At 66.5% G+C, this 21,954-nt stretch carries 19 protein-coding genes; 5 read left to right on the top strand and 14 right to left on the bottom strand.

The window, feature by feature from the left end; genetic code table 11:
• Position 1: 1 nt before the first annotated feature.
• Both ACE3OO_RS05930 and ftsE read right to left on the bottom strand, forming a co-directional pair.
• The gene (locus tag ACE3OO_RS05930) at positions 2–889 is read right to left on the bottom strand and encodes a cell division protein FtsX (RefSeq protein ID WP_374300749.1); all 888 of its coding nucleotides are present in this window, start codon (positions 887–889) and stop codon (positions 2–4) included.
• Complete coding sequence (ftsE, locus tag ACE3OO_RS05925; RefSeq protein WP_374300747.1) at positions 886–1,554, bottom strand: cell division ATP-binding protein FtsE; 669 nt, start codon at positions 1,552–1,554, stop codon at positions 886–888. Before ftsE ends, ACE3OO_RS05930 begins: the two co-directional genes overlap by 4 nt.
• A 130-nt stretch (positions 1,555–1,684) precedes the next feature.
• On the opposite strand from ftsE, the gene ACE3OO_RS05920 reads away from it, so the two are divergent.
• Positions 1,685–2,638, top strand: coding sequence for a DUF3426 domain-containing protein (locus tag ACE3OO_RS05920; RefSeq protein WP_374300744.1), 954 nt, complete (start codon positions 1,685–1,687; stop codon positions 2,636–2,638).
• Between the two features lie 271 nt (positions 2,639–2,909).
• Positions 2,910–3,284 carry a response regulator gene (locus ACE3OO_RS05915; RefSeq protein ID WP_374300742.1) on the top strand — a complete coding sequence of 125 codons (375 nt, stop codon included), beginning with the start codon at positions 2,910–2,912 and terminating at the stop codon, positions 3,282–3,284.
• A gap of 108 nt (positions 3,285–3,392) precedes the next feature.
• Here ACE3OO_RS05915 and ACE3OO_RS05910 read toward each other — a convergent pair whose 3' ends face one another.
• The 5 genes from ACE3OO_RS05910 to argH all read right to left on the bottom strand — a co-directional run bounded on the left by ACE3OO_RS05910 (position 3,393) and on the right by argH (position 9,451).
• Positions 3,393–3,782, bottom strand: coding sequence for a VOC family protein (locus ACE3OO_RS05910; protein WP_374300741.1), 390 nt, complete (start codon positions 3,780–3,782; stop codon positions 3,393–3,395).
• Positions 3,783–3,959: 177 nt separating this feature from the next.
• A complete protein-coding gene (locus tag ACE3OO_RS05905; protein ID WP_374300738.1) occupies positions 3,960–6,542 on the bottom strand; it encodes a TIGR02302 family protein in 2,583 nt (860 codons plus the stop codon).
• A complete protein-coding gene (gene lysA, locus ACE3OO_RS05900) occupies positions 6,518–7,801 on the bottom strand; it encodes a diaminopimelate decarboxylase (protein ID WP_374304666.1) in 1,284 nt (427 codons plus the stop codon). Before lysA ends, ACE3OO_RS05905 begins: the two co-directional genes overlap by 25 nt.
• 16 nt (positions 7,802–7,817) lie before the next feature.
• Positions 7,818–7,970 (bottom strand): hypothetical protein, encoded by a 153-nt coding sequence (locus ACE3OO_RS05895; RefSeq protein ID WP_374300735.1) that lies wholly within the window; start codon positions 7,968–7,970, stop codon positions 7,818–7,820.
• A gap of 86 nt (positions 7,971–8,056) precedes the next feature.
• Positions 8,057–9,451, bottom strand: a complete 1,395-nt coding sequence (gene argH / locus ACE3OO_RS05890; RefSeq protein WP_374300733.1) for an argininosuccinate lyase — start codon at positions 9,449–9,451, stop codon at positions 8,057–8,059.
• Positions 9,452–9,527: 76 nt separating this feature from the next.
• Between argH and ACE3OO_RS05885 the strand changes: the two genes are divergently transcribed.
• Positions 9,528–10,112, top strand: a complete 585-nt coding sequence (locus ACE3OO_RS05885) for a TlpA family protein disulfide reductase (RefSeq protein ID WP_374300730.1) — start codon at positions 9,528–9,530, stop codon at positions 10,110–10,112.
• Positions 10,113–10,245: 133 nt separating this feature from the next.
• Here ACE3OO_RS05885 and ACE3OO_RS05880 read toward each other — a convergent pair whose 3' ends face one another.
• The 5 genes from ACE3OO_RS05880 to ACE3OO_RS05860 all read right to left on the bottom strand — a co-directional run bounded on the left by ACE3OO_RS05880 (position 10,246) and on the right by ACE3OO_RS05860 (position 15,685).
• Positions 10,246–11,118 (bottom strand): 3-hydroxybutyryl-CoA dehydrogenase, encoded by an 873-nt coding sequence (locus ACE3OO_RS05880; RefSeq protein ID WP_374300728.1) that lies wholly within the window; start codon positions 11,116–11,118, stop codon positions 10,246–10,248.
• Between the two features lie 23 nt (positions 11,119–11,141).
• Complete coding sequence (locus ACE3OO_RS05875) at positions 11,142–12,077, bottom strand: electron transfer flavoprotein subunit alpha/FixB family protein (protein ID WP_374300726.1); 936 nt, start codon at positions 12,075–12,077, stop codon at positions 11,142–11,144.
• A gap of 1 nt (position 12,078) precedes the next feature.
• Positions 12,079–12,828, bottom strand: a complete 750-nt coding sequence (locus ACE3OO_RS05870) for an electron transfer flavoprotein subunit beta/FixA family protein (RefSeq protein WP_374300724.1) — start codon at positions 12,826–12,828, stop codon at positions 12,079–12,081.
• Between the two features lie 224 nt (positions 12,829–13,052).
• A complete protein-coding gene (gene asnB, locus ACE3OO_RS05865; protein WP_374300722.1) occupies positions 13,053–14,999 on the bottom strand; it encodes an asparagine synthase (glutamine-hydrolyzing) in 1,947 nt (648 codons plus the stop codon).
• Positions 15,000–15,100: 101 nt separating this feature from the next.
• Entirely contained in the window at positions 15,101–15,685 is a 585-nt protein-coding gene (locus ACE3OO_RS05860; protein WP_374300720.1) for a hypothetical protein, read from the bottom strand.
• 179 nt (positions 15,686–15,864) lie between these two features.
• Between ACE3OO_RS05860 and ACE3OO_RS05855 the strand changes: the two genes are divergently transcribed.
• Positions 15,865–16,764: a hypothetical protein gene (locus ACE3OO_RS05855; RefSeq protein WP_374300718.1), complete on the top strand. Its 900-nt coding sequence runs from the start codon at positions 15,865–15,867 to the stop codon at positions 16,762–16,764.
• A gap of 285 nt (positions 16,765–17,049) precedes the next feature.
• Positions 17,050–19,656: an ATP-dependent chaperone ClpB gene (gene clpB / locus ACE3OO_RS05850; protein WP_374300716.1), complete on the top strand. Its 2,607-nt coding sequence runs from the start codon at positions 17,050–17,052 to the stop codon at positions 19,654–19,656.
• Positions 19,657–19,775: 119 nt separating this feature from the next.
• Here the strand turns inward: clpB and ACE3OO_RS05845 are convergent, their stop codons facing one another.
• Together ACE3OO_RS05845 and ACE3OO_RS05840 are read right to left on the bottom strand one after the other, a co-directional pair.
• A complete protein-coding gene (locus ACE3OO_RS05845) occupies positions 19,776–20,393 on the bottom strand; it encodes a glutathione S-transferase family protein (protein ID WP_374300714.1) in 618 nt (205 codons plus the stop codon).
• A gap of 95 nt (positions 20,394–20,488) precedes the next feature.
• Complete coding sequence (locus ACE3OO_RS05840) at positions 20,489–21,784, bottom strand: peptidoglycan DD-metalloendopeptidase family protein (RefSeq protein WP_374300712.1); 1,296 nt, start codon at positions 21,782–21,784, stop codon at positions 20,489–20,491.
• Between the last annotated feature and the right edge of the window lie 170 nt (positions 21,785–21,954).

The following is a 21,954-nucleotide window of genomic DNA, read 5'->3' as shown; positions in this document are numbered from 1 at the left end:
CTCACACCATCGCCCGCAGCGCGCCCAGCACGGTCAGCCGCGCGGTGAAGATCGCCAGCAGCAGGGCCGCCAGCGGCAGCACCAGCAAGGCCAGCCAATGCCACCAGGCCAGGGCCAGGCCGGGCAGCAGTCCGGCGCCCACGCCGCCAGCCAGGATCTGGATCGCCAGCAAAATCGCCACGGCCAGCGCAATGCCGGCAATGCCGCCCTGCATCGCCTGGCGCGCCACATGGCGCTGGAACTGCTTGGCGATGTAGCCGTCCTCGGCGCCGATCAGGTGCAAAAGCTCGATGGTGTCGCGCCGGGCGGCGAGGCCGGCCCGCGTGGCGAAGATCACCATCGCCGCCAGCGCCAGGCCCACCAGCAGCACGATGCCGCCGCCCAGGCTCTGCAGCAGACGGCCCAGCTGCACCAGGCGGTCGAGCCAGGGTTTGGGATCGTCCAGACGCGCGCCGGGCACGGCGCTTTGCAGGCGCGCGCTCAGGGCATCCACGGACAGCGCCGCATTGTCGGCCAGCGTCACGTCGATCAGGCCGGGCAGGGGCAGGTCGGCGTCCAGCGCGTCGCGGCCCAGCCAGGGCTGCAGCAAAGCCTCCACGGCGGCTTTGGGCAGGGCGTCTGCGCTCTGCACGCCGGGCACGCCGCGCAGCAATGTGATGGCGGCCTCCACGCGCGGCTGCATCGGCTGGCCCGGCCGGTCGGCGATCTGCACGGTCAGTTTCGAGGACACGCCGCGGCGCCAGCCCTCGATGCTGCCGCCCAGCGCCAGGGCGCCGGCCAGGCTGAGCGCGGCGAGGAAGACCATCACCGCCAGGGCCCAGGGCAGAAAGCGCGTGCCGGAATCGGCTTCCAGCTGCAGGTCTGAAACGGCGCGGCGCTTCTTCGTCATGCCGCGTTCCTGTCAATGGCAAGCTGGCCGCTGCGCAGGCGCATCACGGGGAAGCGGAATTGCTGCAGCAGCTGCGTGTCGTGGGTGGCGAGCACGACGGCGGTGCCCAGCTTGTTGAGTTCGACGAACAGATACATCAGGCGCTGCGCCATGTCGGCATCCACGTTGCCGGTGGGCTCGTCGGCCAGCAGCAGCGAGGGCCGCGCGATCACGGCGCGCGCGATCGCCACGCGCTGCTTCTCGCCGCCCGAGAGCGTCGCCGGCCGCGCTTCCAGCCGGTCGCCCAGGCCCACCCAGGTCAGCAGCTCGACCACATGGTCGCGCGTGCGCTTTTCGTCGGCGCCGGCGATGCGGAGCGGCAGGGCCACGTTGTCCAGCGCGGTCAGATGATCGAGCAGGCGGAAATCCTGGAACACCACCCCGATCCGGCGCCGCAGCATCGGCAGGGCGGCCCGGCTGGCGGTCGAGACATCCTGGCCGAACATGGTGATCAGGCCGCGCGAGGGCCGCTGGGCCAGGTAGAGCAGTTTCAGCAGGGAAGTCTTGCCGGCGCCGCTGGGCCCGGCCAGGAAATGGAAGGACCCGGCCGCCAGCTCGAAACTGACGTCCCGCAGCACCTCCGGCCCCGGCCCGTACCGCATGCCGACATTCTGGAAACGCACCAAGCCCGAATCTCCCAATGCCTTGCGCGCCAATATCTTGCGGGGAAGTAGCCTTGCTTCGGCGGCCCCGTCCGTCCTATAAGGGAAAGCATCCGGAAACGCAAAAGGGGCTGGCTTCAGGCAGTTCACAGGCATGATCCTCACCTGCCCAAGCTGCGCCACGCGGTTTCAAGTCGACCCTACGGTCTTTGGCACCGCCCCCCGTAAAGTGCGGTGTTCGCGCTGCCGCGAGACCTGGAACCAGGACCCGCTGCCCGAACCCGAGCCCGAAATCCCGGTTCCGCCGGCCCCGGCATCGCCCCCGGCCCCGGCCAAGCCCGAATCCCCGGCCCATGACGACGACTGGGTGCCGCCCCCGCCGCCCGGCGGCGCGCCGCCCGCGCCCGAACGGGTCGCCCCGCCCGAACCGCCGCCCCTGCCGCCGGTGCCCGACCTGGAACCGCCGCCGCCGCGCATTGCCGGTTTCGACGACGATGACGACGACCTGCTGCTGACGGACCGGCCGCCGCTGCATCCGCCGCTGGACGAACCGCGCTCCGATCACGGGCTGGACGAAGACCCCGACGAAGTGCTGAACCGCCGCCGGGCGCGCCTGGCCGAGGCCGGCGTGCAGCGGCCGCCGTCGCAGCCGCGCAAACAGCGCTCCTGGGCCTGGCTCGGCTGGCTGCTGCTGCTGGCCCTGCTCGGCGGCGCCGGCTATGGCGGCTATACCAAGCGCGCCGAGCTGATCGCCTTCTATCCGCCGCTCGCCAAGCTGTACGAGGCGATCGGCCTGCCGGTCGAGACCTCGGAATGGCTGGGGCTGGAGCTGCATAACCTGAAGTCCGCCACCATTCTCGATGGCGGCCAGACCCGCATCGCCGTCTCGGGCGAGGTGGTCAATGTCGGCGGGATCGAGCGTCCGCTGCCCGCGCTGCGCGTCGCCATGCGTGGCGCCGGCGGCCAGGAGCTGGCGAGCTACACCCTGCAGCTCGAGCAGAGCGCCATCGCCGCCGGCGAAAAACTCAGCTTCGACGTCAAGCTGCCGGCCCCGCGCGAGGAAGTCACCGACCTGGAAGTCGCCTTCGCCAGCCAGCCGGTCCAGTAAGCCGGTTCAGTAACCCGGTCCAGCAGGCGGTGTCCGCGCGGCCCCGGCAATCCACGGCGCCAGCCTGTTGTATGCAATCTGAACGTTGCAGTTGTGTGCATACGGCCAATTGCGCATTTCGTGTTCCCGCGAATCGGTGTTACGGTTAACCAACGGTTGCGGGCGCATGATGTGTCCGGGCCGGACCGAGCTGATCCATACAGCTGTTCCAGAATAGGGGGCTGCCCGGGCGAGAAACCGCTAGGCAACGGGCCGCCAGCGGCGAGGGACCATGGCGCGGATTTTGGTCGCCGAAGACGAAGTGGCTGTGCGCGAGTTCATCCGGCGTGTGCTGGAAACCCGCGGCCATGCCGTCGTGGCGGTGGCCGATGGCGCCGAGGCCCTGGTCAAGCTCAGCCGCGACAGTTTCGATCTGCTGCTGGCCGATATCGCGATGCCGAACATGGATGGCGTCGAACTCACGCTGAAGGCGACGCGCGACTGGCCGAACCTTACCGTGCTGCTGATGTCGGGCATCGAGATGGAGCGCCGCCGCGCCCATGGCATCGGCCAGTTGGCGCATGCCATCCTGCGCAAACCCTTCAGCATGGTCGATCTGGTGCAGGCCGTGGAAGCCGCCCTGGAAATCGCCGCCGACGCGGATTAACGTTTCGCGCTCGGCCACTCTCTTGCCCTGCAAAATAAAACAAACGTCATCCTCGGGCTTGGCCCGAGGATCCACGAGTTGTTGTTGTCATCGTCAGAACCGACGCACCTACAGCGCGTTGGAAATTTCCAGCAGGTTGCCGTCCGGATCGCGCAGATAGACCGAAAGGATCGGTCCCGTCGCGCCGGTGCGGCGCACCGGCCCTTCCGTTATGGCGACTCCGCAGGCCTGCAGATGCGCGATCACCTCGTCCAGCGGCTTCGCGGTAAGGAAGCACAGGTCCGCACTGCCTGGCATGGGCCTTTCCGCCTTCGGCTCGAATTCGCGACCCTGCTGATGCAGGTTGATCTTCTGCCGGCCGAAACCCAGTGCTACACGCCGGCTGCCATCGGCAGGCGTGAAATGCACGGCCTGCATGCCCAGCACGCGTTCGTAGAAGGTCACCGTGGCGTCGATGTCGTGCACGGTGAGCACGAGATGGTCGAGAGAATCGATCATGAGGTGAGTTTAGCGTGGAAGAAGAATTGCGCCTTGGGAGGAAATCTCAAGTGGCCAACAAAACCTTATCCGTCATGCCCGGCCTCGTGCCGGGCATCCACGTTTTTTTAAGAACTCGTGGATCCTCGGGCCAAGTCCGAGGATGACGATTTATCTATCGTTGGATCGACCGCGCGTTCAGAACCGCCGCAGCAGGCGTTCCAGGTAATCCAGTTCCACCGGCGGGCGTTCGCGGTTGCCGGCGCGGCGCTGCAATTCTTCCAGGATGCGGCGCGCGCGCTCCACCGGCAGCATGTCGGGCACGCCGTCGCCGCGCGCATTCTCATCCATGCCCACGGTGTTGCGGCCCAGCGGATCGCGGGCGTTGCGCTGGTTCTGCCGCGAATCCGCCGATGGCGCCTGGCCGTCGGGATTGCCGCGCTGGGCCTGTTGCATCTGGTTCAGGCCCTGGCGCAACTGGTCCAGCGCATCGGTCTGGCCCTGCATCGCCTCGCCCGGCTCGCCGCGGCGTAAGGATTCGCGCGCGTCTCGCATGGCGCGGTCGGCGCGGCCGAGCTGGTCGGGGATCGGCATGCCACGCTCGCCCAGCCGGCCCATCATTTCGCCCAGGCGCCGGCGCAGGTCTTCCTGCGCCCGCGCATCGGCCTCGTTTTCGCCGCCCGGCTGCCGGCCCTGGCCCTGCTGGCCAGGCTGGTTGTTGCGGCCGTATTGCTGGCTGCGGCGGAAGCTGCGGTCCAGCAATTGCTGTTGCTGGCGCAGCATCTCGCCGAATTCCTGCATCATCTGGCCCGCCTGGCCCTGGCCGCGCTGGCCCCGCTGCCCGCGCTGGTTCTGGCGACCCTCCGGCATGATCGCCAGCCGGCCGTTCTTCATCGCCTCCATCATGCGCTGCATCTGCTGCAGCATGTCGCGCGCCTGGTCGCGGTCGCCCATGCGGGCCATGTCCTCGGCCTGGTCCATCATGTCCTGCAGGTCGTCGCCCGACATGGCCTCTTCGTCGTCGCCCAGTTCCTCGGGTTCCTCGCCGCGCGCCAGCCGTTCCAGCGCATCCTGCAGCATCTGCTCCAGCATGCGGTCCATCGCCTCGCGCAGTTCCTGCATCAGCTTCTGGATGTCCTGGTCATCGGCATTGCGGTCGATGGCATCCTGCAAGCGGTCCATCAGGGCCTGGAAATCGCGCTCGTTCTGGCTGGCGCGGCCATCCTCGATATGCAAAGCGGTCTGCCAGAGCAGGTCCTGCACGGCCGCAATGGACCCGGGCGCGCGGTTCATGCGCAGGCGCGCGGCCGACATGCGCAGGCCCAGATGCGCGGTCACGTCGTCGCGATAGCGTTCCGGCGCCAGGCTCAGGCCGTTCAGGGCCGTCACCACGCGCGCCCATTGCGCGGGTTTCAGCGCCAGCTCGCGGCGCTGCTCGACGATGGCTTTGGCCACCGGATGTAGGAACCGCCGCGCCGGCAGCGTCACCACCACGGCCTCGCTGCGTCCCACCTGGCCCAGCGCATCGGTGGCCACCAATGTCATCGCCACCTGCAGGCCGGCCCAGGGATGGGCGGTGAAGTCGAAACCCTGCGTGGCGGTCACCGCGCCGCCGCCCGCCGGCGGCGCCGGCCAATCCACGCTCTGCGGCTGCTCGGCGCCCTCGCGCCGCATCTCGATGCGCAGGCCCTGGATGCCGTAATCGTCCTCGCCCTCGAAGGCGATCTCCAGTTCGCCGCGCTTGGCGGCCTTGGGTTCGCCGGCAAAGGCCACGACGGGCGGCAGGTCGGGCACCATGCGCAGGGGCCATTCGGCATAGACCTTGTCGCGGCGATGCAGGGTGAGTTTCGGATCGTTGCCCTGGGTCAGGTCCAGCGCCAGGTCGATCTCGCCGTTGCGCTCGTCGATGGCATGCAGCGCCTGCTCCTGCGTGCCGAAGCGCAGGCTGAAACCGGCGGGCGGCGCGGTCAGGCGCAGCTTCAGCAGGCTGCCGGCCGGCACGGCGATGGCGGGGCTGCTGCCGGGAAGATCCGTAGGCAGGGACGCGGCCTGCACCGGCTTGCCGTCGCGGGTCAGGAACAGCGGCGCCTTGCCGGTATAGGCCGGTGGCGTGATCCAGGCATCCACCAGCAGCGTGGCGCCGGGCGGCAGGGCGCTGCCGGGATTGAGCGTGTCGGCGATGCGCTGGGCGCGGTCCTCGCCCGGGCTGGCCCAGGCCACGATCAGCAGCAGCCCGAGCGCCGCGCGCAGGCCCCAGCTGTCGCGCCGCCACCAGCCGGCCTCGGGCGTGCCGACGCGCACGGTGGCCAGCCGCTCCAGCGCGCGGCGGCGATGCAACGCCCACAAGGCCTGGGCGATGGGATCCTGCTGCTCGGCAGCCAGCGTATCGGCGGCGGCTTCCAGCGGGCGGTGGTCCAGCAGGTTCACGCGCTCCAGCCGGCGCATGGCGGCGGCGCGGTCGGGCCAGCGCAGGCTGCGCAGGCGCAGCCACAGGGCGGCGATGATGCCGCCGGCGAAACCGGCCAGCGCCAGCCAATGCAGCCAGACCGGCGTGAAACGCCAGACATCGAAGCCGGCGAGGATCAGCAGCACCGCCACCAGTCCGGCGGCCGGCATCAGGGCGGGCCAGAAGTTTTCCCAGAACAGCGCGGCGCGGGCAAAGGCCAGCCGGCGCTCCAAAACAGGTGAAAGGCTGGCGCCGGAATCGGGGACGCGACCGGCAACCCGGTCTTCGACCGGGTCGGTATCGGTGGGATTTATCCCCGCGCCTCGCTGAACCATCCCGGCATCGTCTCCAAAGCCGTCATCTCATCGATGCTAGGGCGACGCCGCACGATGGCAAATCGGTCGCCATGGACCAGCACCTCGGGCGCCAGCGGACGCGCGTTGTAGGTGGAGGCCATGGCGGAACTATACGCACCGGCCGAGAGGATGGCGAGTAAATCCCCAGCGACAACGGGCGGCATCGGGCGGCCTTCGGCGAAGGTGTCGCCGGTTTCGCAGATCGGGCCCACGATATCCACCGGCGCCAGTTCCGCGCCGTTTTCCGGAGCTTTCACCGGCACGATGCGGTGAAAGGCCTCGTACATCGCCGGCCGGATCAGGTCGTTCATGCCGGAATCGAGAATCAGGAAGGTCTTCTCGTCGGCCTGCTTCACGTATTCCACGCGGGTCAGCAGCAGCCCGGCATTGCCCACCAGGAAACGGCCCGGTTCCAGCGCCACGGCGATGCCCAGCGGCAGGATATGCCTGCGCACCATGGCGGCATAAAGCTGCGGATCGGGCGCCGTCTCGTCGTCGTAGCGGATGCCTAGGCCGCCGCCCAGATCGACGCGGCGAATATTGTGGCCGGCCGCGCGCAGCGCGGTCACCAGTTCGGCCAGGCGGATGAAGGTGGCCTCATAGGGCGCCAGATCGGTGAGCTGACTGCCGATATGCACATGCACGCCCACCACCTCGATGCCCGGCAGGCTGGCAGCCAGGGCATAGACCTCCTGAGCGCGGCGATAGGAAATGCCGAACTTGTTCTCGGCCTTGCCGGTGGTGATCTTCTTGTGCGTCTTGGCATCCACGTCGGGATTGATGCGGATCGCCACCGGCGCCCTTACGCCCAGGCCGCTGGCGACCTCGGACAGCACCTGCAATTCGGCTTCCGATTCCACGTTGAACTGCGCGATACCGGTATTGCCGGCTTTCAGCCCCAGCGCCATTTCCGCGCGCGTCTTGCCCACGCCGGCGAAAATGATCTTGCCCGGCGGAATGCCGGCCTTCATCGCCAGCTGCAGCTCGCCGCCCGAGACCACATCGGCGCCGGCGCCGAGGCTGCCGAAATGGCGCAGCACCGACAGATTGGAATTCGCCTTCATCGCATAGGCGATCAGGCAGTCGATGCCGGCAAAGGCATCGGCCAGGCTGCGATACTGCCGGGTCAGGGCTTCCGACGAATACACATAGGCCGGCGTGCCCACGGCAGCCGCGATGGCATGGAGATTGACGCCTTCGGCATGCAGGACGCCGTCGCGATAGTCGAACCAGGGCAGACCGGTCATGGATAACTCAGTAATAGCGGATGGTGTTGCGGTTGTTGCGGTCGATGGTGCCGGGCCGCTCGGTGGCATCGGGCGGATAATCCGGCAGGTCCTTGCGGCCGCAGGCGGCGAGGCCGGATGCAGCGAGGACCAGCAGCAGCAAGGCGACCTTTGCCCTCACCCTGCCATCGCTGCTGCGATGGGTCCCTCCCTCTCCCGCTTGCGGGAGAGGGTTGGGGTGAGGGTGCATCCGGCGATCGAAAGTCATCAGACTTTGTCCCGTTTTTTGCTTTCGGAGGCAAGATGCTTGCGCCAGCGCGCAATCTGCTTCGCAACGTTGGCCGGCGCGGTGCCACCATAGGACACGCGGCTTTTCACCGAATTCTGCACGCCCAGCACGGCGAAGATATCCCTGGTGATGCGCGGTTCCACCGACTGCATTTCCCTCAGCGTCAATGCCTCCAGCGGCTTGTCCTGGCTTTCCGCCAGCTTCACCAGGCTGCCGGCCACATGATGGGCCTGGCGGAATGGCATGTCGATCTTGCGCACGCACCAGTCGGCCAGGTCGGTGGCGGTGGTGTAACCCTCGCCGGCCGCTTCCTGCATGCGGGCTGAATTGGCCTTCAGGTCGGCGATCATGCCCGCGGTGGCGGCGATGCAGAGTTCCAGGCTGTCGACGGCGTCAAACGTCGGCTCCTTGTCCTCCTGCATGTCCTTGCCATAGGTCATCGGCAGGCCCTTCATGGTGATCAGCAGGGCATTCAGGCTGCCCACGATGCGGCCCACCTTGCCGCGCACCAGCTCGGCGGCATCGGGATTGCGCTTCTGCGGCATGATCGACGAGCCGGTGGTGAAGGCATCGCTGAGCGAGATAAAGCGGAACTGGGCGCTCGTCCAGATGACGATTTCCTCTGCCAGCCTGGAGAGATGCACGGCGCAGATCGAGGCAACTGATAAGAATTCCAGCGCGTAGTCGCGGTCGGCCACGGCATCCAGCGAATTGGCCATCGGGCGGTCGAAGCCCAGCTCCTTCGCCGTGCTGGCGCGGTCGATGGGCAGCGACGTGCCGGCTAGGGCTGCGGCACCCAGCGGGCTTTCGTTCAGCCGCGCGCGGGCGTCGGATAAGCGCGAGCGGTCGCGGCCGATCATCTCCACATAGGCCATCAGATGGTGGCCGAAGGTCACCGGCTGGGCGGCCTGCAGATGCGTGAAGCCCGGCATCACGGTGGCGGCATACTCCTCGGCGCGGCGCAGCAGGGTCTTCTGCAGGTCGAGCAGGCCGGCGTCGATGCGGTCGATGGCATCGCGCACCCAGAGGCGGAAATCGGTCGCCACCTGGTCGTTGCGCGAGCGCGCGGTGTGCAGCCGGCCGGCCGGCTTGCCGATCAGCTCGGCCAGCCGCGCCTCCACATGCATGTGGATGTCTTCCAGCCGCGGATCGATCCTGAACTTGCCGGCCTCGATCTCACGCAGAATTGTCTGCAGCCCGGCCTGGATCTTTTTACCCTCGGCAGCCGAGATCAGGCCCTGGCGTACCAGCATGCGGCAATGCGCGGCTGAGCCGCGGATATCCTGGCGATACAGCTTCTGGTCGAAGCGGATCGAGGCGTTGATCTCGGTCATGATCGCCGCCGGGCCGGCAGCGAAACGGCCGCCCCACATGCTGTTGGAGCCGGCTTGTTTAGCCCCGCCTTGTTTGGACCGGGCTTTCGACTTATCTGATGCTTTGCGTGCCGACATGAAGGATCTGGTGATGGTGCTGATGAAACGGGTTGCGATGATGGCCGTGCTGGCGTCGGTTGCCTTGGCTGTGCCGGCCCTGGCCGCCGATCTGCCCCGCGACGGCGAGATGCGCAAACTTAGCCTCTCGGCCGAGCGGAAGCCAGTCGCGCAGCCTGAATTCAGCGACCCGGCCGACCGGCCCACCACCCTGGAGGCCCAGCGCGGCAAGGTCGTGCTGCTCAATCTGTGGGCCACCTGGTGCATTCCCTGCCGCGCCGAGATGCCGGCCCTGGATCGCCTGCAGGCCCAGCGCGGCGGCAAGGATTTCGAGGTGGTGGCCGTGGCGCAGGATCGCGGCGGCCGCGCCAAGGTGGAGAAGTTCCTGAGCGAGACCGGCGTCACCCGGCTCGCCCCCTATGTGGATGCCAGCATGAAATCGGGCCGCGCCTGGGGCGCCGTCGGCCTGCCCACCACCATCCTGATCGACGCCCAGGGCCGCGAGGTCGGCCGCCTGGTCGGCGAGGCGGCGTGGGATTCGCCCGATGCGCTGAAGCTGATCGACGCGCTGATCAATGAGAAGACGAAGACGGCGGGGAAGTAGGGGGTATCAATACCGTCATGCTCGGGCTTGGCCCGAGCATCCACGCGTTTCTTTAAGTGGCCTGACGCGTCAGGGATGAAAAAACAAAAGGGGCCTTGCGGCCCCTTTTTTCGTATCCGTCGATCCCCGGCTTTTACCGCGTCGGCGTCGGATGTTCGCCGCGATAATCGTAGAAGCCGCGGTTGGTCTTGCGGCCGAGCCAGCCGGCCTCGACATACTTCACGAGAAGAGGACACGGACGGTATTTGCTGTCGGCCAGGCCCTCGTACAGCACCTGCATGATCGAGAGGCAGGTGTCGAGGCCGATGAAGTCGGCCAGCTGCAGCGGCCCCATCGGATGGTTGGCGCCCAGGCGCATCGCCGTGTCGATGGCTTCCACCGAGCCCACGCCCTCATACAGGGTATAGATCGCCTCGTTGATCATCGGCAGCAGGATGCGGTTGACGATGAAGGCGGGGAAGTCTTCCGAATTGGCCGGCTGCTTGCCCAGCTTGACGGTCAGTTCGCGCACCTGGCGGAAGGTGTCCTCGTCGGTGGCGATGCCGCGGATCAGCTCGACCAGCGCCATCACCGGCACCGGGTTCATGAAATGCATGCCCATGAACTTCTCGGGCCGGTCGGTGGCCGAGGCCAGCCGGGTCACCGAGATCGACGAGGTGTTGGTCGCCAGCAGCGCGTCTTTCTTCAGCACCGGGCAGAGGTCGGCGAAGATCTTTTTCTTCACCGCCTCGTTCTCGGTGGCGGCCTCGACCACGAAATCGGTCTCGGCGAAGACGCGGATGTCGTTCGAGGTGCGGATGCGGGTCAGCGCCGCAGCCTTGTCGGCCTCGCTGATCTTGCCGCGGGCGACCTGGCGGTTCATGTTGCCGCCGATGGTCTCCAGCGCCTTGTTCAGCTGCTCGGCGTTGATGTCCTGCAAGACGACATCATAGCCGGCCAGCGCGCAGACATGGGCGATACCGTTGCCCATCTGGCCCGCGCCGATCACCCCAATCGTTTTGATCATGCGGTTCCTCGGTCCTTCGCGGCTTACTTGGCCAGCTCGGCTTCGAGCTCGGGCAGGATCTTGAACAGGTCGCCGACCAGGCCGTAATCGGCCACCTGGAAGATCGGCGCCTCCTCGTCCTTGTTGATGGCGACGATCACCTTGCTGTCCTTCATGCCGGCCAGGTGCTGGATGGCGCCCGAGATGCCGACGGCGATGTAGAGCTGCGGCGCGACGATCTTGCCGGTCTGGCCCACCTGGTAATCGTTCGGCACGAAGCCGGCATCCACGGCGGCGCGGCTGGCGCCCACGGCGGCGCCCAACTTGTCGGCCACGGCCTCGATCAGCTTGAAATTCTCGCCCGAGCCCATGCCGCGGCCGCCCGAGACGACGATCTTGGCCGAGGTCAGCTCCGGACGGTCCGACTTCTGCAGTTCCTGGCCGATGAACTTCGACAGGCCCGGATCGGCATCCGCCGCGCCCGCCTCGATGGCGGCCGAACCGCCCTCGGCGCTGGCTGCGGCAAAGCCGGTCGTGCGCACGGTGATCACCTTGATGGCATCCGACGACTGCACGGTCGCCATGGCGTTGCCGGCATAGATCGGGCGGACAAACGTATCCGCCGACTTCACCTCGACGATGCCCGAGATCTGCATCACGTCGAGCAGGGCGGCCACGCGCGGCATCACATTCTTGCCCGAGGTGGTCTCGGGCGCCAGGATGGCGGCATAACCCTTGCCCAGCTTGGCGATCAGGCGGCTCAGGGCCTCGGCCAGGCCATGGGCGTAATGGGCGGCCTCGACCTGGATCACCTTGGAAACGCCGGCGATCTTGGCGGCGGCAGCGGCAGCGGCGCCGCAATTCTCGCCGGCCACCAGCACATGCACGTCGCCGCCGATCTTGGTCGCGGCGGTGACGGTGTTCAGGGTCGGCGCCTTGATCGAGGCGTTGTCGTGTTCAGCGATAACCAGAACGCTCATCTCAGATCACTCCCGCTTCGGTCTTCAGCTTCTGCACCAGGGTCGCCACGTCGGGCACCTTGATGCCGGCCGAACGCTTCGGCGGCTCGTCGACCGACAGCGTCTTCAGCCGCGGCGCGATATCCACGCCGAAATCCTCCGGCGTCTTCTCGTCGATCGGCTTCTTCTTTGCCTTCATGATGTTGGGCAGCGAGGCATAACGCGGCTCGTTGAGGCGCAGGTCGGTGGTCACCACCGCCGGCAGCTTCAGCTCCACCGTCTCCAGGCCGCCGTCGACTTCGCGCACCACGGTCGTCTTGCCGTCGGCCAGCGCCACCTTGTTGGCGAAGGTGCCCTGCGGCCAGTTCATCAGCGCGGCCAGCATCTGGCCGGTCTGGTTGCTGTCGTCGTCGATGGCCTGCTTGCCGACGATGACAAGCTGCGGGGCTTCGGCTTCGGCGATCTTGGCCAGCAGCTTGGCGACGGCCAGCGGCTGCACTTCGGCGTCGGTCTTCACCAGGATGCCGCGGTCGGCGCCCATGGCCAGGGCGGTGCGCAGGGTTTCCTGCGCCTGGGCCGGGCCGATCGAGACGGCGATCACTTCGGTCGCCACGCCGGCTTCCTTTAGCCGCACGGCTTCCTCGACGGCGATTTCGTCGAAGGGGTTCATCGACATCTTCACGTTGGCGAGGTCGACGCCCGTCTTGTCCGCTTTCACGCGGATCTTGACGTTGTAGTCAACCACGCGCTTGACCGCGACCAGAACCTTCATGGACATCCAATCCTGATTTATTGAGCGAATAAGCGGCGATACGGATGCAGCGCCGGGAAAGACCCAGAAAGACGTGAGCGCGCATGCGTTTTTCGCGCTGCACACTATAACCCGGTTTGGGGGCTGTCAACGAACCGCAACGCGCGGTTTCCGCTCCGTCAGGCATGACTCAAGTCATTGCGACGCAGCGTAAATTCGCGCTTTGCGCGCAGCCCGCAGAAGGCCTAGAGCGACACACCCGGCCAGCGTGCCCGCCAGGCTTGGAACATCAGGATGGTCCACAGGCTGTGCTGCCAGTTCCGACGGCCGGACAGATGTTCATCCCAGCGCCGGCGCACGGGTGCGGGATCGATCAGGCTATCGGCCTGCAACCGCTGTTCCGACAGCAGGTCTTCCGCCCAGTCGCGCAACGGCCCGCGCAGCCAGTCGCCCACCGGCATGCTGAAGCCGGTCTTGGGCCGCTCGACCAGTCCACGCGGGACGTATTTGTAGAGAACATTGCGCAGGATACGTTTGCCCACGCCATCCTTCAGCAGCCGGTCGGGCGGCAGGGTCCAGGCGAATTCCACCACGCGATGATCCAGCAGCGGCACGCGTGCCTCCAGCGCCACGGCCATGCTGGCGCGATCCACCTTGGTCAGGATGTCGTCCGGCAGATAGGTGGTCATGTCGCGATAGCGCAGCCGCGCCACCGTTTCGGGCAGGTCGGCAACCAGCCGCGCATCCTGCTGCGGCGCGCGGGCATGGCTGCCGCGCACCATGGTGTCCGCATCGGGCCACAGGCTGACCAGCCGATCATACATCACATCGGGATTGGACGCGGCCATGATCGCCGCGCCCTTGTGGATCTTGTCGCCCAGGAAAACCGGCTTGTAGCGCGTCGGCACGGGGGCCAGCAGGGCATCCCAGGCATCGGGCGACAGCATCTGCAGCAGGCCGGCGCCAGCGCCGCGCAAACCGCCGGGCAGGGGCCCGAGCCAGGCCCACAGCCGGTCGATGCCCAGATAACGCACATAACCGGCAAAGATCTCATCCCCGCCATCGCCCGACAACGACACGGTGACGTGGCGCCGCGCCAGTTCCGACACCAGATGGGTCGGGATCTGCGAGGAATCGGCAAAGGGCTCGTCATACATCTCGGGCAGGCGCGGGATCACGCTGCGCGCATGCTCGGGGTCCACGATCAGCTCGGTGTGGTCGGTGCCCAGGTGCTTCGCCACCGCGCGGGCATGGTCGGCTTCGTTGAAGGCATCCTCGCGGAAGCCGATGGAAAAAGTCTGCACGGGGCGGTCGGACTGCGCCTGCATCAGCGCAACCACCGTCGATGAATCGATGCCGCCTGACAGGAACGCGCCCAGCGGCACATCGGCAAGCATGCGCCGCTTCACGGCGTCTTTCAGCAAATCGTGCAGGGCCTCGGTCTGCTCGGCCTCGCTACGGTGGTCGCGGTGGCGCACACCATGGGCCGCGATTTCGCGCAGGTTCCAGAAGCAGCTCTGCTCGGTCTGGCCATGCTGGTCAATGCGCAGGATATGCCCTGGCGGCAGCTTCTGTACGCCGCCATAGATCGAACGCGGCGCCGGCACATAACCAAAGCGCAGGTAACCGGCCAGGGCCTCGCGGTCCAGCTTCGGTTGCCAGCCCGGATAGGCGGTCAGCGCCTTCAGCTCCGAGCCGAACAGCAGCACCTTGCCTTCATCCGTCTGCTGGATCGTCCAGTAGAGCGGCTTGATGCCCAGGCGGTCGCGCACCAGCCAGAGCTGCCGCGTCTCGCGGTCCCACAGGGCGAAGGCGAACATGCCGATGAAGCGGCGGATGGCGGCATCCACGCCCCAGGCCACGCAGGCTTCCAGCAGGACTTCCGTATCCGAGGTGCCGCGCCAGTTGATGCCCGGCAGGTCCCGCGCCACATCGGCGGCATTGAAGATTTCGCCGTTGTAGCAAATCTCGAACCGGCCATTGGCGCTGGCCATCGGCTGCGCGCCGGTTTCGGTCAGATCCACGATGGCCAGCCGGCGATGGCCCAAGGCCAGTCCGGCCGGGGCATCCAGCCAGGCGGTGGCGGCATCGGGGCCGCGATAGCCGATGGCGTCGGTCATCGCCGTGATGCGCGTGCCCAGTTTCTCGGGGGCCGTGTCGCGCCAGGTCAGAATGCCGGCAATGCCGCACATGGTCAGATCGTCCTGTTGGCCGGAGAGGGCTGGCCCCTGTTTAGGCGAGGCGGGGCGGCGGGTAAACCTTTTCCGCGTCGCCCGCGCCGGCGATCAGGTCATCAGGGTGTCTTGCCCACCGTCAACGCGGCGCGGAACTCCGGATCGTCGTCGATATAGGCGGCGTCCGGCCCGGCGCCGACGGCATCATAGAAGCGGCTGATGAAACAGCGCAGCGAGGCGCAGAGCGCGATGTCGCAGATCTGCCGGTCGCTGAAGCCCGCCTTGCGCAGGGGTTCGATATCGGCGGGACCGATTTTCGAGGCGTCCCTGGCGATCTGCTCGGCATAGGTCAGCATCGCCACGTCCTGCTCGCTCAGGCCGGCCTTGCGGAAATCGCGCTGCACGGCGATCACCGCCTGCTTCGAGCCCAGGTCGGCGATCAGCTGCTGGCCATAGACATAGGAGCAATAGGTGGACGGCACCTGCTTGGCGGCCACTAGGGTGATCAGCCGCCATTCGCGCTGGCCCAGCGAAAAGCCGGCCCGCACCTTGGCCATGAAATCGGTATAGAGCGGCAGCAGGTCGGGCCGCGGGCTCATGCTGAAGGCCGTGGCCATCACAAAGCCCATGCGGGCCTTCTGGTCCTTATAGATGTCGGCCAGCGCGCCGGTGGCCTCGGCCTCGGCAACGGTTTGCAGATACATGACTGTAGCCCCTTGAATTCACGCGGTGGGATGATTCGTCCGTCCGCGGCGGATCATGCCCGAGGGCCGGGGGCGGGGTAAGTCCTGATTTACGACCGGCCGGACGCACCTTTTTGTCTTGAACTTTGATTATTATCCTATATATTTTCTCATTATGTTCTAATTTACAGGAGGCCGCCATGGCCCGCGAGACATATGATCCGTTCAAGGATGAAACCATTCATCAGAAAAAGCCGCGCAGGACGCCGGTGATGATCGACTGGAAGCGGGCCGCGCGACGCTTCGCCGAAGGCGTGGCGCCGGCCGTCATCGCCGCCGAGCTGGGCATCGATGAAGACCGCTTCTGGCGCCATCTGCACAAAAGCTCGCGATTCCGTTTCCTGGTGGCCCGGGCCGCCGAACAGCGGCAGGCCGCAGCTAGCCTGCAAGCCGAATTGGCCGGCCCGGCCGCGATCCGTGATCGTCTGCAGCAGCCGGAGAGTCTGGATGCTGAAACCCTGCGTGCTCTCATGGCCGCCCCGGCAGTGCCGGACGCGGGCGCCATGGCCGTCGAGGCCCGGGTCGAGGCGTTGGCGACTGCCGGCCGTCCGGCGCCCAATATGGCCCTGCGCGCCCGGCTGGCGGCGGAAAAACGCCGCATGGATGCCCAGGTGGCGGCCATGCAGGATAAATTCGCCGCCCGCTTCCCCGCGCTCGGGGCTGAAACCGACCGAAGCGAAACGAATGCCAACGAAGCCGAACGAGCCCTAACGAACACGAACGAAGCCAAACGAAGCGAATCGAACGCCAACGAAACGGACCGAAACGAAGCGGACCGGCCGGAAACGATCGCCAGCGATCGCAAACCGACCGAAACCGCCACGAACGCGCGCAAACCGCTGCCGGCCCGCACCCGGCCGGAGGATGACAATCCCTGGCCGGGCCGCCCACCGCGTCATCTGGTGCCGCCGCCGCCCGAACCGCGCAGCCGCGCGGCACTGCTTGGCACCATTACCGATCTGGAAGGCCCCGATCTCGCCCGCATCCGCGCCATGGGCGGCTTCGATCCGCCGGAGATCGAGGCGCCATCGGGGGCGTGAGGGGCTGTGGTGCCTGTCTCCAATTTTACGTCATGGCCCGGCCATCCACGAGTTCTTTTTTTAAGACGTGGATGCCCGGCCAAGAATCATTTCCTGGGGCCGGGCATGACGGAAGAAGGGTGTGGGACCTCTCCCGCCTTGAGAAAGATCAAGGCGAAAAACCGCCAAAGGGGCTCTTGTACGGTGGCAGTCGCTTCCCACATCAGATCACGAGAGAGGGGCCCGACTGGAACCTGCCGCTGAAGCGGGGGTTGCGATCGAGGGCTGCCAGCAAGGAGCTCAGACATGGATTTCGAGAAGTACACCGAACGCAGCCGCGGTTTTCTGCAGGCGGCGCAGAATATGGCCCTGGCCCGCGGGCATCAGCGCTTCTCCCCCGAACATCTCCTCAAAGTCCTGATCGACGACCCCGAAGGCATGGCAGCGGGCCTGATCCGCGCGGCCGGCGGGCAGCCCGAGGTGGTGAAGGCGAAGAACGAAGAGGCGCTGGGCAAGATTCCGAAAGTGGAAGGTGCCGGTGCCGGCCAGCTTTACCTCGCGCCCGAGATGGCGCGCCTGTTCGAGACCGCCGACAAGCTGCGCGAAAAGGCGGGCGACAGTTTCGTCGCCGCCGAACGCCTGCTGCAGGCGCTGGCGATGAATGCCGGCAATCCGGCTGCCGACGCGATCAAGGCCGGCAATGTTTCCCCCCAGGCTCTGGAGAAAGCCATTCAGGACATGCGTAAAGGCAAAAAGGCCGACAGCGCCTCGGCCGAGCAGGCCTACGACGCGCTGAAGAAATATGCCCGCGACCTCACCGAGGCCGCTGAAACCGGCAAGCTCGATCCGGTGATCGGCCGCGACGAGGAAATCCGCCGCACCATCCAGGTGCTCTCGCGCCGCACCAAGAACAACCCCGTGCTGATCGGCGAGCCCGGCGTCGGCAAGACCGCCATCGTCGAGGGTCTCGCCCTGCGGATCAGCAAGGGCGACGTGCCGGAAAGCCTCAAGGACAAGCGCCTGATGGCGTTGGATCTGGGCGCCATGATCGCCGGCGCGAAATTCCGCGGCGAATTCGAGGAGCGGCTGAAGGCCGTGCTGGCCGAGGTCACTTCGGCGGAAGGCCAGATCATCCTGTTCATCGACGAGCTGCACACGCTGGTCGGCGCGGGCAAGGCCGATGGCGCCATGGATGCCTCCAACCTGCTCAAGCCCGCTTTGGCGCGCGGCGAACTGCATTGCGTTGGCGCGACCACGCTGGATGAATACCGCAAGTATATCGAGAAGGATGCCGCCCTGGCGCGGCGCTTCCAGTCGGTCTTCGTGGGCGAGCCCACGGTGGAAGACACCATCTCGATCCTGCGTGGCCTGAAGGAGAAGTATGAAGTGCACCATGGCGTGCGCATCACCGACGGCGCCATCGTGGCCGCCGCCACACTCTCCAACCGCTACATCACCGACCGCTTCCTGCCCGACAAGGCCATCGACCTGGTCGACGAGGCCGCCTCGCGGCTCCGCATGGAAGTGGACAGCAAGCCCGAGGCGCTCGACGAACTCGACCGCCGCATCATGCAGCTCAAGATCGAGCGCGAAGCCCTGAAGAAAGAGACCGATCCGGCCTCGAAGGACCGGCTGGGCAAGCTTGAGAAGGAACTGGCCGATATCGAGGAAGAATCGGCCCGCCTCACGGCCGCCTGGCAGGGCGAGAAGGACAAGCTGGGCGATGCCAAGAAGCTGAAGGAACAGCTCGACCAGGCCCGCCTCGACCTCGATCAGGCCAAGGCCAAGGCCGACTGGAACCGCGCGTCCGAACTTTCCTACGGCGTGATCCCGGACCTGGAGCGCAAGCTGCAGGAGGCCGAGAAGGGAGGAGCGAAGGGTGAGAAATCCATCGTGCGCGAGTCGGTCACCGAGAGCGACATCGCCGGTGTGGTGTCGCGCTGGACCGGCATTCCGGTCGACAAGATGCTGTCAGGCGAACGCGAAAAGCTGCTCACCATGGAAAACAAGCTGGCGACCCGCGTGGTCGGCCAGGACGATGCCCTGGTGGCGGTGGCCAATGCGGTGCGCCGCGCGCGCGCCGGCCTGCAGGACCCCAACCGCCCGATCGGCAGTTTCCTGTTCCTCGGCCCCACCGGCGTGGGCAAGACCGAGCTGACTAAGGCGCTGGCCGAATTCCTGTTCGACGACGACAGCGCCATGGTGCGCATGGACATGTCGGAATACATGGAAAAGCACTCGGTCAGCCGCCTGATCGGCGCGCCTCCGGGTTATGTGGGCTATGACGAGGGCGGCGCCCTCACCGAAGCCGTGCGCCGGCGGCCCTATCAGGTGATCCTGTTCGACGAGGTGGAAAAAGCGCATCCGGACGTGTTCAACGTGCTGCTGCAGGTGCTCGACGACGGCCGGCTCACCGACGGCCAGGGCCGCACGGTGGATTTCAAGAACACCGTGATCATCCTGACCTCGAACCTGGGCAGCGAATATCTGGCCCGCGCCGAGGGCGAGCAGATCGACGAGGCCACCCGGCATCAGGTGATGGAAGTGGTCCGCGCCAGCTTCCGGCCGGAATTCCTCAACCGCCTGGATGAAGTGATCCTGTTCCGCCGCTTAAGCCGCGAGAACATGACCGGCATCGTGGACATCCAGCTCATGCGCCTGCGCAAGCTGCTGGCCGACCGCAAGATCGAGCTCAAGCTGGATGACGCCGCGAAGAAGTGGCTGGCCGATGCCGGCTACGATCCGGTCTATGGCGCGCGGCCCTTGAAGCGCGTGATCCAGCGCGCGCTGCAGAACCCGCTTGCCAGCCAGATCCTGGAAGGCGCCATCCCCGACGGCGCGACGGTGAGCGTGAGTGCCGGCGCGCAGGGCCTGACGATCCAGGGCCGCGCGGTGGACATGGCGGCCGAATAAGGCGCGGCGGTCAGTTAAACAAACAGTGTCATGCCCGGGCTTGTCCCGGCCATCCGCGAGTTGTTTTAAAAGGAAGACGTGGATGCCCGGCACAAGGCCGGGCATGACGAGAAAAGATATCAGTCCCCCGGCAGCATCTTGATATGGCCGGGCTGGCTGGCGACGCGGGCGAGCCAAGAGCGCAGGGCCGGCCAGGGCGTCAGGTCCAGGTCGGCTTCATGGGCGCGGTGGGTGTAGGCGTAGAGCGCGATGTCGGCGATGGTGTAGCGGTTGCCGACGAAGAAGTCGTGTTTGGCCAGGTGCGTGTCCATCACGCTCAGCGCATCGCGGCCGCGTTTCAGGCGGTCGGGCATCTCACTCATGCGCGGATGCTGGCGGCCCAGATGGCGCAGGATGTAGCGCGGCGTGGCGACATAGGGCTCGTGGCTGTATTGTTCGAAGAACAGCCATTGCAGAACCTGTGCCTTCGCCAGCCGGTCTGACGGCCAGTAGGGCGTGCCGTCGGCCAGGTAACACAGGATGGCGTTGCTTTCGGCCAGCACGGTTCCGTCATCGAGTTCCAGCGCCGGGATGCGGCCATTGGGGTTCTTGGCCAGGAATTCGGGCGTGCGCGTCTCGCCCCTGTCGATGTCGAGTTCGACGCGGGTGTAGGGAATGTTGAGCTGGGCGAGCAGCAGCCGGCATTTATAGCCGTTGCCGGAATCGAGATAGTCGTAGAGTACGGGGAGCGTGGGCATGAAAAAACTCCGGGCGACATTTTCGCACCGGAGTTTGGTTCACGCCGCGCCGGGCGGCAAATTCAATATTGTATCGGTTGTATCAGTCCCGCGGTTCAGTCCTGGCGGTTCAGCAGCGCCAATACGGGGGTGCCGCGGATTTCCTGGTCCAGGCCCTCGACATGCTTGCGGAAGCGTTCGTATTCGCGGCCTTCCAGCTTGCGGCCCGAGGGGAAGCGCACGCCGGCGGGGTTCACCTGCTTGCCGTTCACCATCACCTCGTAATGCAGGTGCGGGCCGGTGGAGCGGCCGGTGGTGCCCACCGCGCCGATCACCTGGCCCTGGCGCACGCGCTGGCCGGTCTTCACGCCCAGGCGGCTCATATGCGCATAGGCGGTGGCATAGCCGTTGCCGTGCTTGATGCGCACATACTGGCCATAGGCGCCATTCCAGCCGGCCAGTTCCACGGTGCCGTCGCCGGCGGCCTGGATCGGCGTGCCGGTCTGTGCGCCGAAATCGAGGCCCTTGTGCATCAGGCTGAAACCCAGGATCGGATGGCGGCGCATGCCAAAGCCCGAGGTCAGCCGCGCGCCGTCGATCGGCGTGCGCAGCAGCGCCTTGCGCACGCTGGAGCCGGTCGGCGTGAAGTAATCGGCATCGCCGCCGTCGGAGGGCTGGTAGAAGTAATAGCGCAGCTCGCGGCCAGAGAGCGTCATCGACGCGCCGACGATGCGTCCGGTTTTCACCGTCTTGCCGGCGTCGTCGAAATGGCGGTCGAAGAACAATTCGAAGCGGTCGCCGGTCTGCACCTCGCGCTGGAAGTCGACATCGTAGGAGAAGATGCGGATGAACTCGCTGAGCAGGCTGTTGTTCAAGCCCGCATTGATGCCGGCATTGTAGAGGCTGTCCTCAATCTCGCCGGCGACGCGCGCGCGGTCGACATTGAATTCGCGGATCGTCTCGCTCGCGCGGAAACCGTCATCGGCGCGCACCACGCTGACTTCGCGCTCGATGCTGGGCGACAGCGACATTTCGAACAAGCGATAGCTGTCGGCATCGTTGCGTTCGAAGGTGAGCGTGATTTCCTGGCCCACCTTCAGCTTGCGCGGATTGAATTTCGCATGCAGCGCGTTGATCGCGGCCTGGCTGTCGCCCGGCTCGGCGCCCGCTTCGGTGAGCAGCGCCATCAGCGTATCGCCCGGCGCGACGGCGACTTTCTTCAGCACGCGCGCGGGCAGCAGATCCGCGGTGTTCAGCGCGTCGGGCCACCAGCTATCGGGCTGGATGACGAAGGATTCCAGCGTGGGGGCAATGCGGAAGGCTTCGGCGACGGCGTGTTCCACCGCGCGGGCCGGATCGGCCTTGTTCAGACGCGCCTGCAGCATGGCGCCACCGCCAATCAGCGACGCCATGACAAGGGCGGCCGGCAGAATCACCGGGCCCCGCAGCGCCTTGGATTTGGCTAAGCGGCTGGAATCAAAACGCTTAATCGACACGAATCCCCCGTTTACCAAACGCGCCCCCGACCGGGCGGACAAACTATTGCCAGCCCGGAGTCAGGGGTCAAGAAATTATCGCCGCT

It is taken from the genome of Ferrovibrio sp., from assembly GCF_041906005.1.
In the GTDB taxonomy this organism is placed as follows: Bacteria; Pseudomonadota; Alphaproteobacteria; order Ferrovibrionales; family Ferrovibrionaceae; genus Ferrovibrio.
This window is presented reverse-complemented; position numbering and strand designations above follow the sequence as displayed.

Excerpts from the sequence above, each read along its gene's own strand:
- ACE3OO_RS05930 (WP_374300749.1), bottom strand. The coding sequence starts at position 889 with ATGACGAAGAAGCGCCGCGCCGTTTCAGACCTGCAGCTGGAAGCCGAT.
- ACE3OO_RS05920 (WP_374300744.1), top strand. The coding sequence starts at position 1,685 with ATGATCCTCACCTGCCCAAGCTGCGCCACGCGGTTTCAAGTCGACCCT.
- ACE3OO_RS05915 (WP_374300742.1), top strand. The coding sequence starts at position 2,910 with ATGGCGCGGATTTTGGTCGCCGAAGACGAAGTGGCTGTGCGCGAGTTC.
- ACE3OO_RS05910 (WP_374300741.1), bottom strand. The coding sequence starts at position 3,782 with ATGATCGATTCTCTCGACCATCTCGTGCTCACCGTGCACGACATCGAC.
- ACE3OO_RS05905 (WP_374300738.1), bottom strand. The coding sequence starts at position 6,542 with ATGGTTCAGCGAGGCGCGGGGATAAATCCCACCGATACCGACCCGGTC.
- argH (WP_374300733.1), bottom strand. The coding sequence starts at position 9,451 with ATGTGGGGCGGCCGTTTCGCTGCCGGCCCGGCGGCGATCATGACCGAG.
- ACE3OO_RS05885 (WP_374300730.1), top strand. The coding sequence starts at position 9,528 with ATGAAGGATCTGGTGATGGTGCTGATGAAACGGGTTGCGATGATGGCC.
- ACE3OO_RS05880 (WP_374300728.1), bottom strand. The coding sequence starts at position 11,118 with ATGATCAAAACGATTGGGGTGATCGGCGCGGGCCAGATGGGCAACGGT.
- ACE3OO_RS05875 (WP_374300726.1), bottom strand. The coding sequence starts at position 12,077 with ATGAGCGTTCTGGTTATCGCTGAACACGACAACGCCTCGATCAAGGCG.
- ACE3OO_RS05870 (WP_374300724.1), bottom strand. The coding sequence starts at position 12,828 with ATGAAGGTTCTGGTCGCGGTCAAGCGCGTGGTTGACTACAACGTCAAG.
- asnB (WP_374300722.1), bottom strand. The coding sequence starts at position 14,999 with ATGTGCGGCATTGCCGGCATTCTGACCTGGCGCGACACGGCCCCCGAG.
- ACE3OO_RS05860 (WP_374300720.1), bottom strand. The coding sequence starts at position 15,685 with ATGTATCTGCAAACCGTTGCCGAGGCCGAGGCCACCGGCGCGCTGGCC.
- ACE3OO_RS05855 (WP_374300718.1), top strand. The coding sequence starts at position 15,865 with ATGGCCCGCGAGACATATGATCCGTTCAAGGATGAAACCATTCATCAG.
- clpB (WP_374300716.1), top strand. The coding sequence starts at position 17,050 with ATGGATTTCGAGAAGTACACCGAACGCAGCCGCGGTTTTCTGCAGGCG.
- ACE3OO_RS05845 (WP_374300714.1), bottom strand. The coding sequence starts at position 20,393 with ATGCCCACGCTCCCCGTACTCTACGACTATCTCGATTCCGGCAACGGC.
- ACE3OO_RS05840 (WP_374300712.1), bottom strand. The coding sequence starts at position 21,784 with ATGGCGTCGCTGATTGGCGGTGGCGCCATGCTGCAGGCGCGTCTGAAC.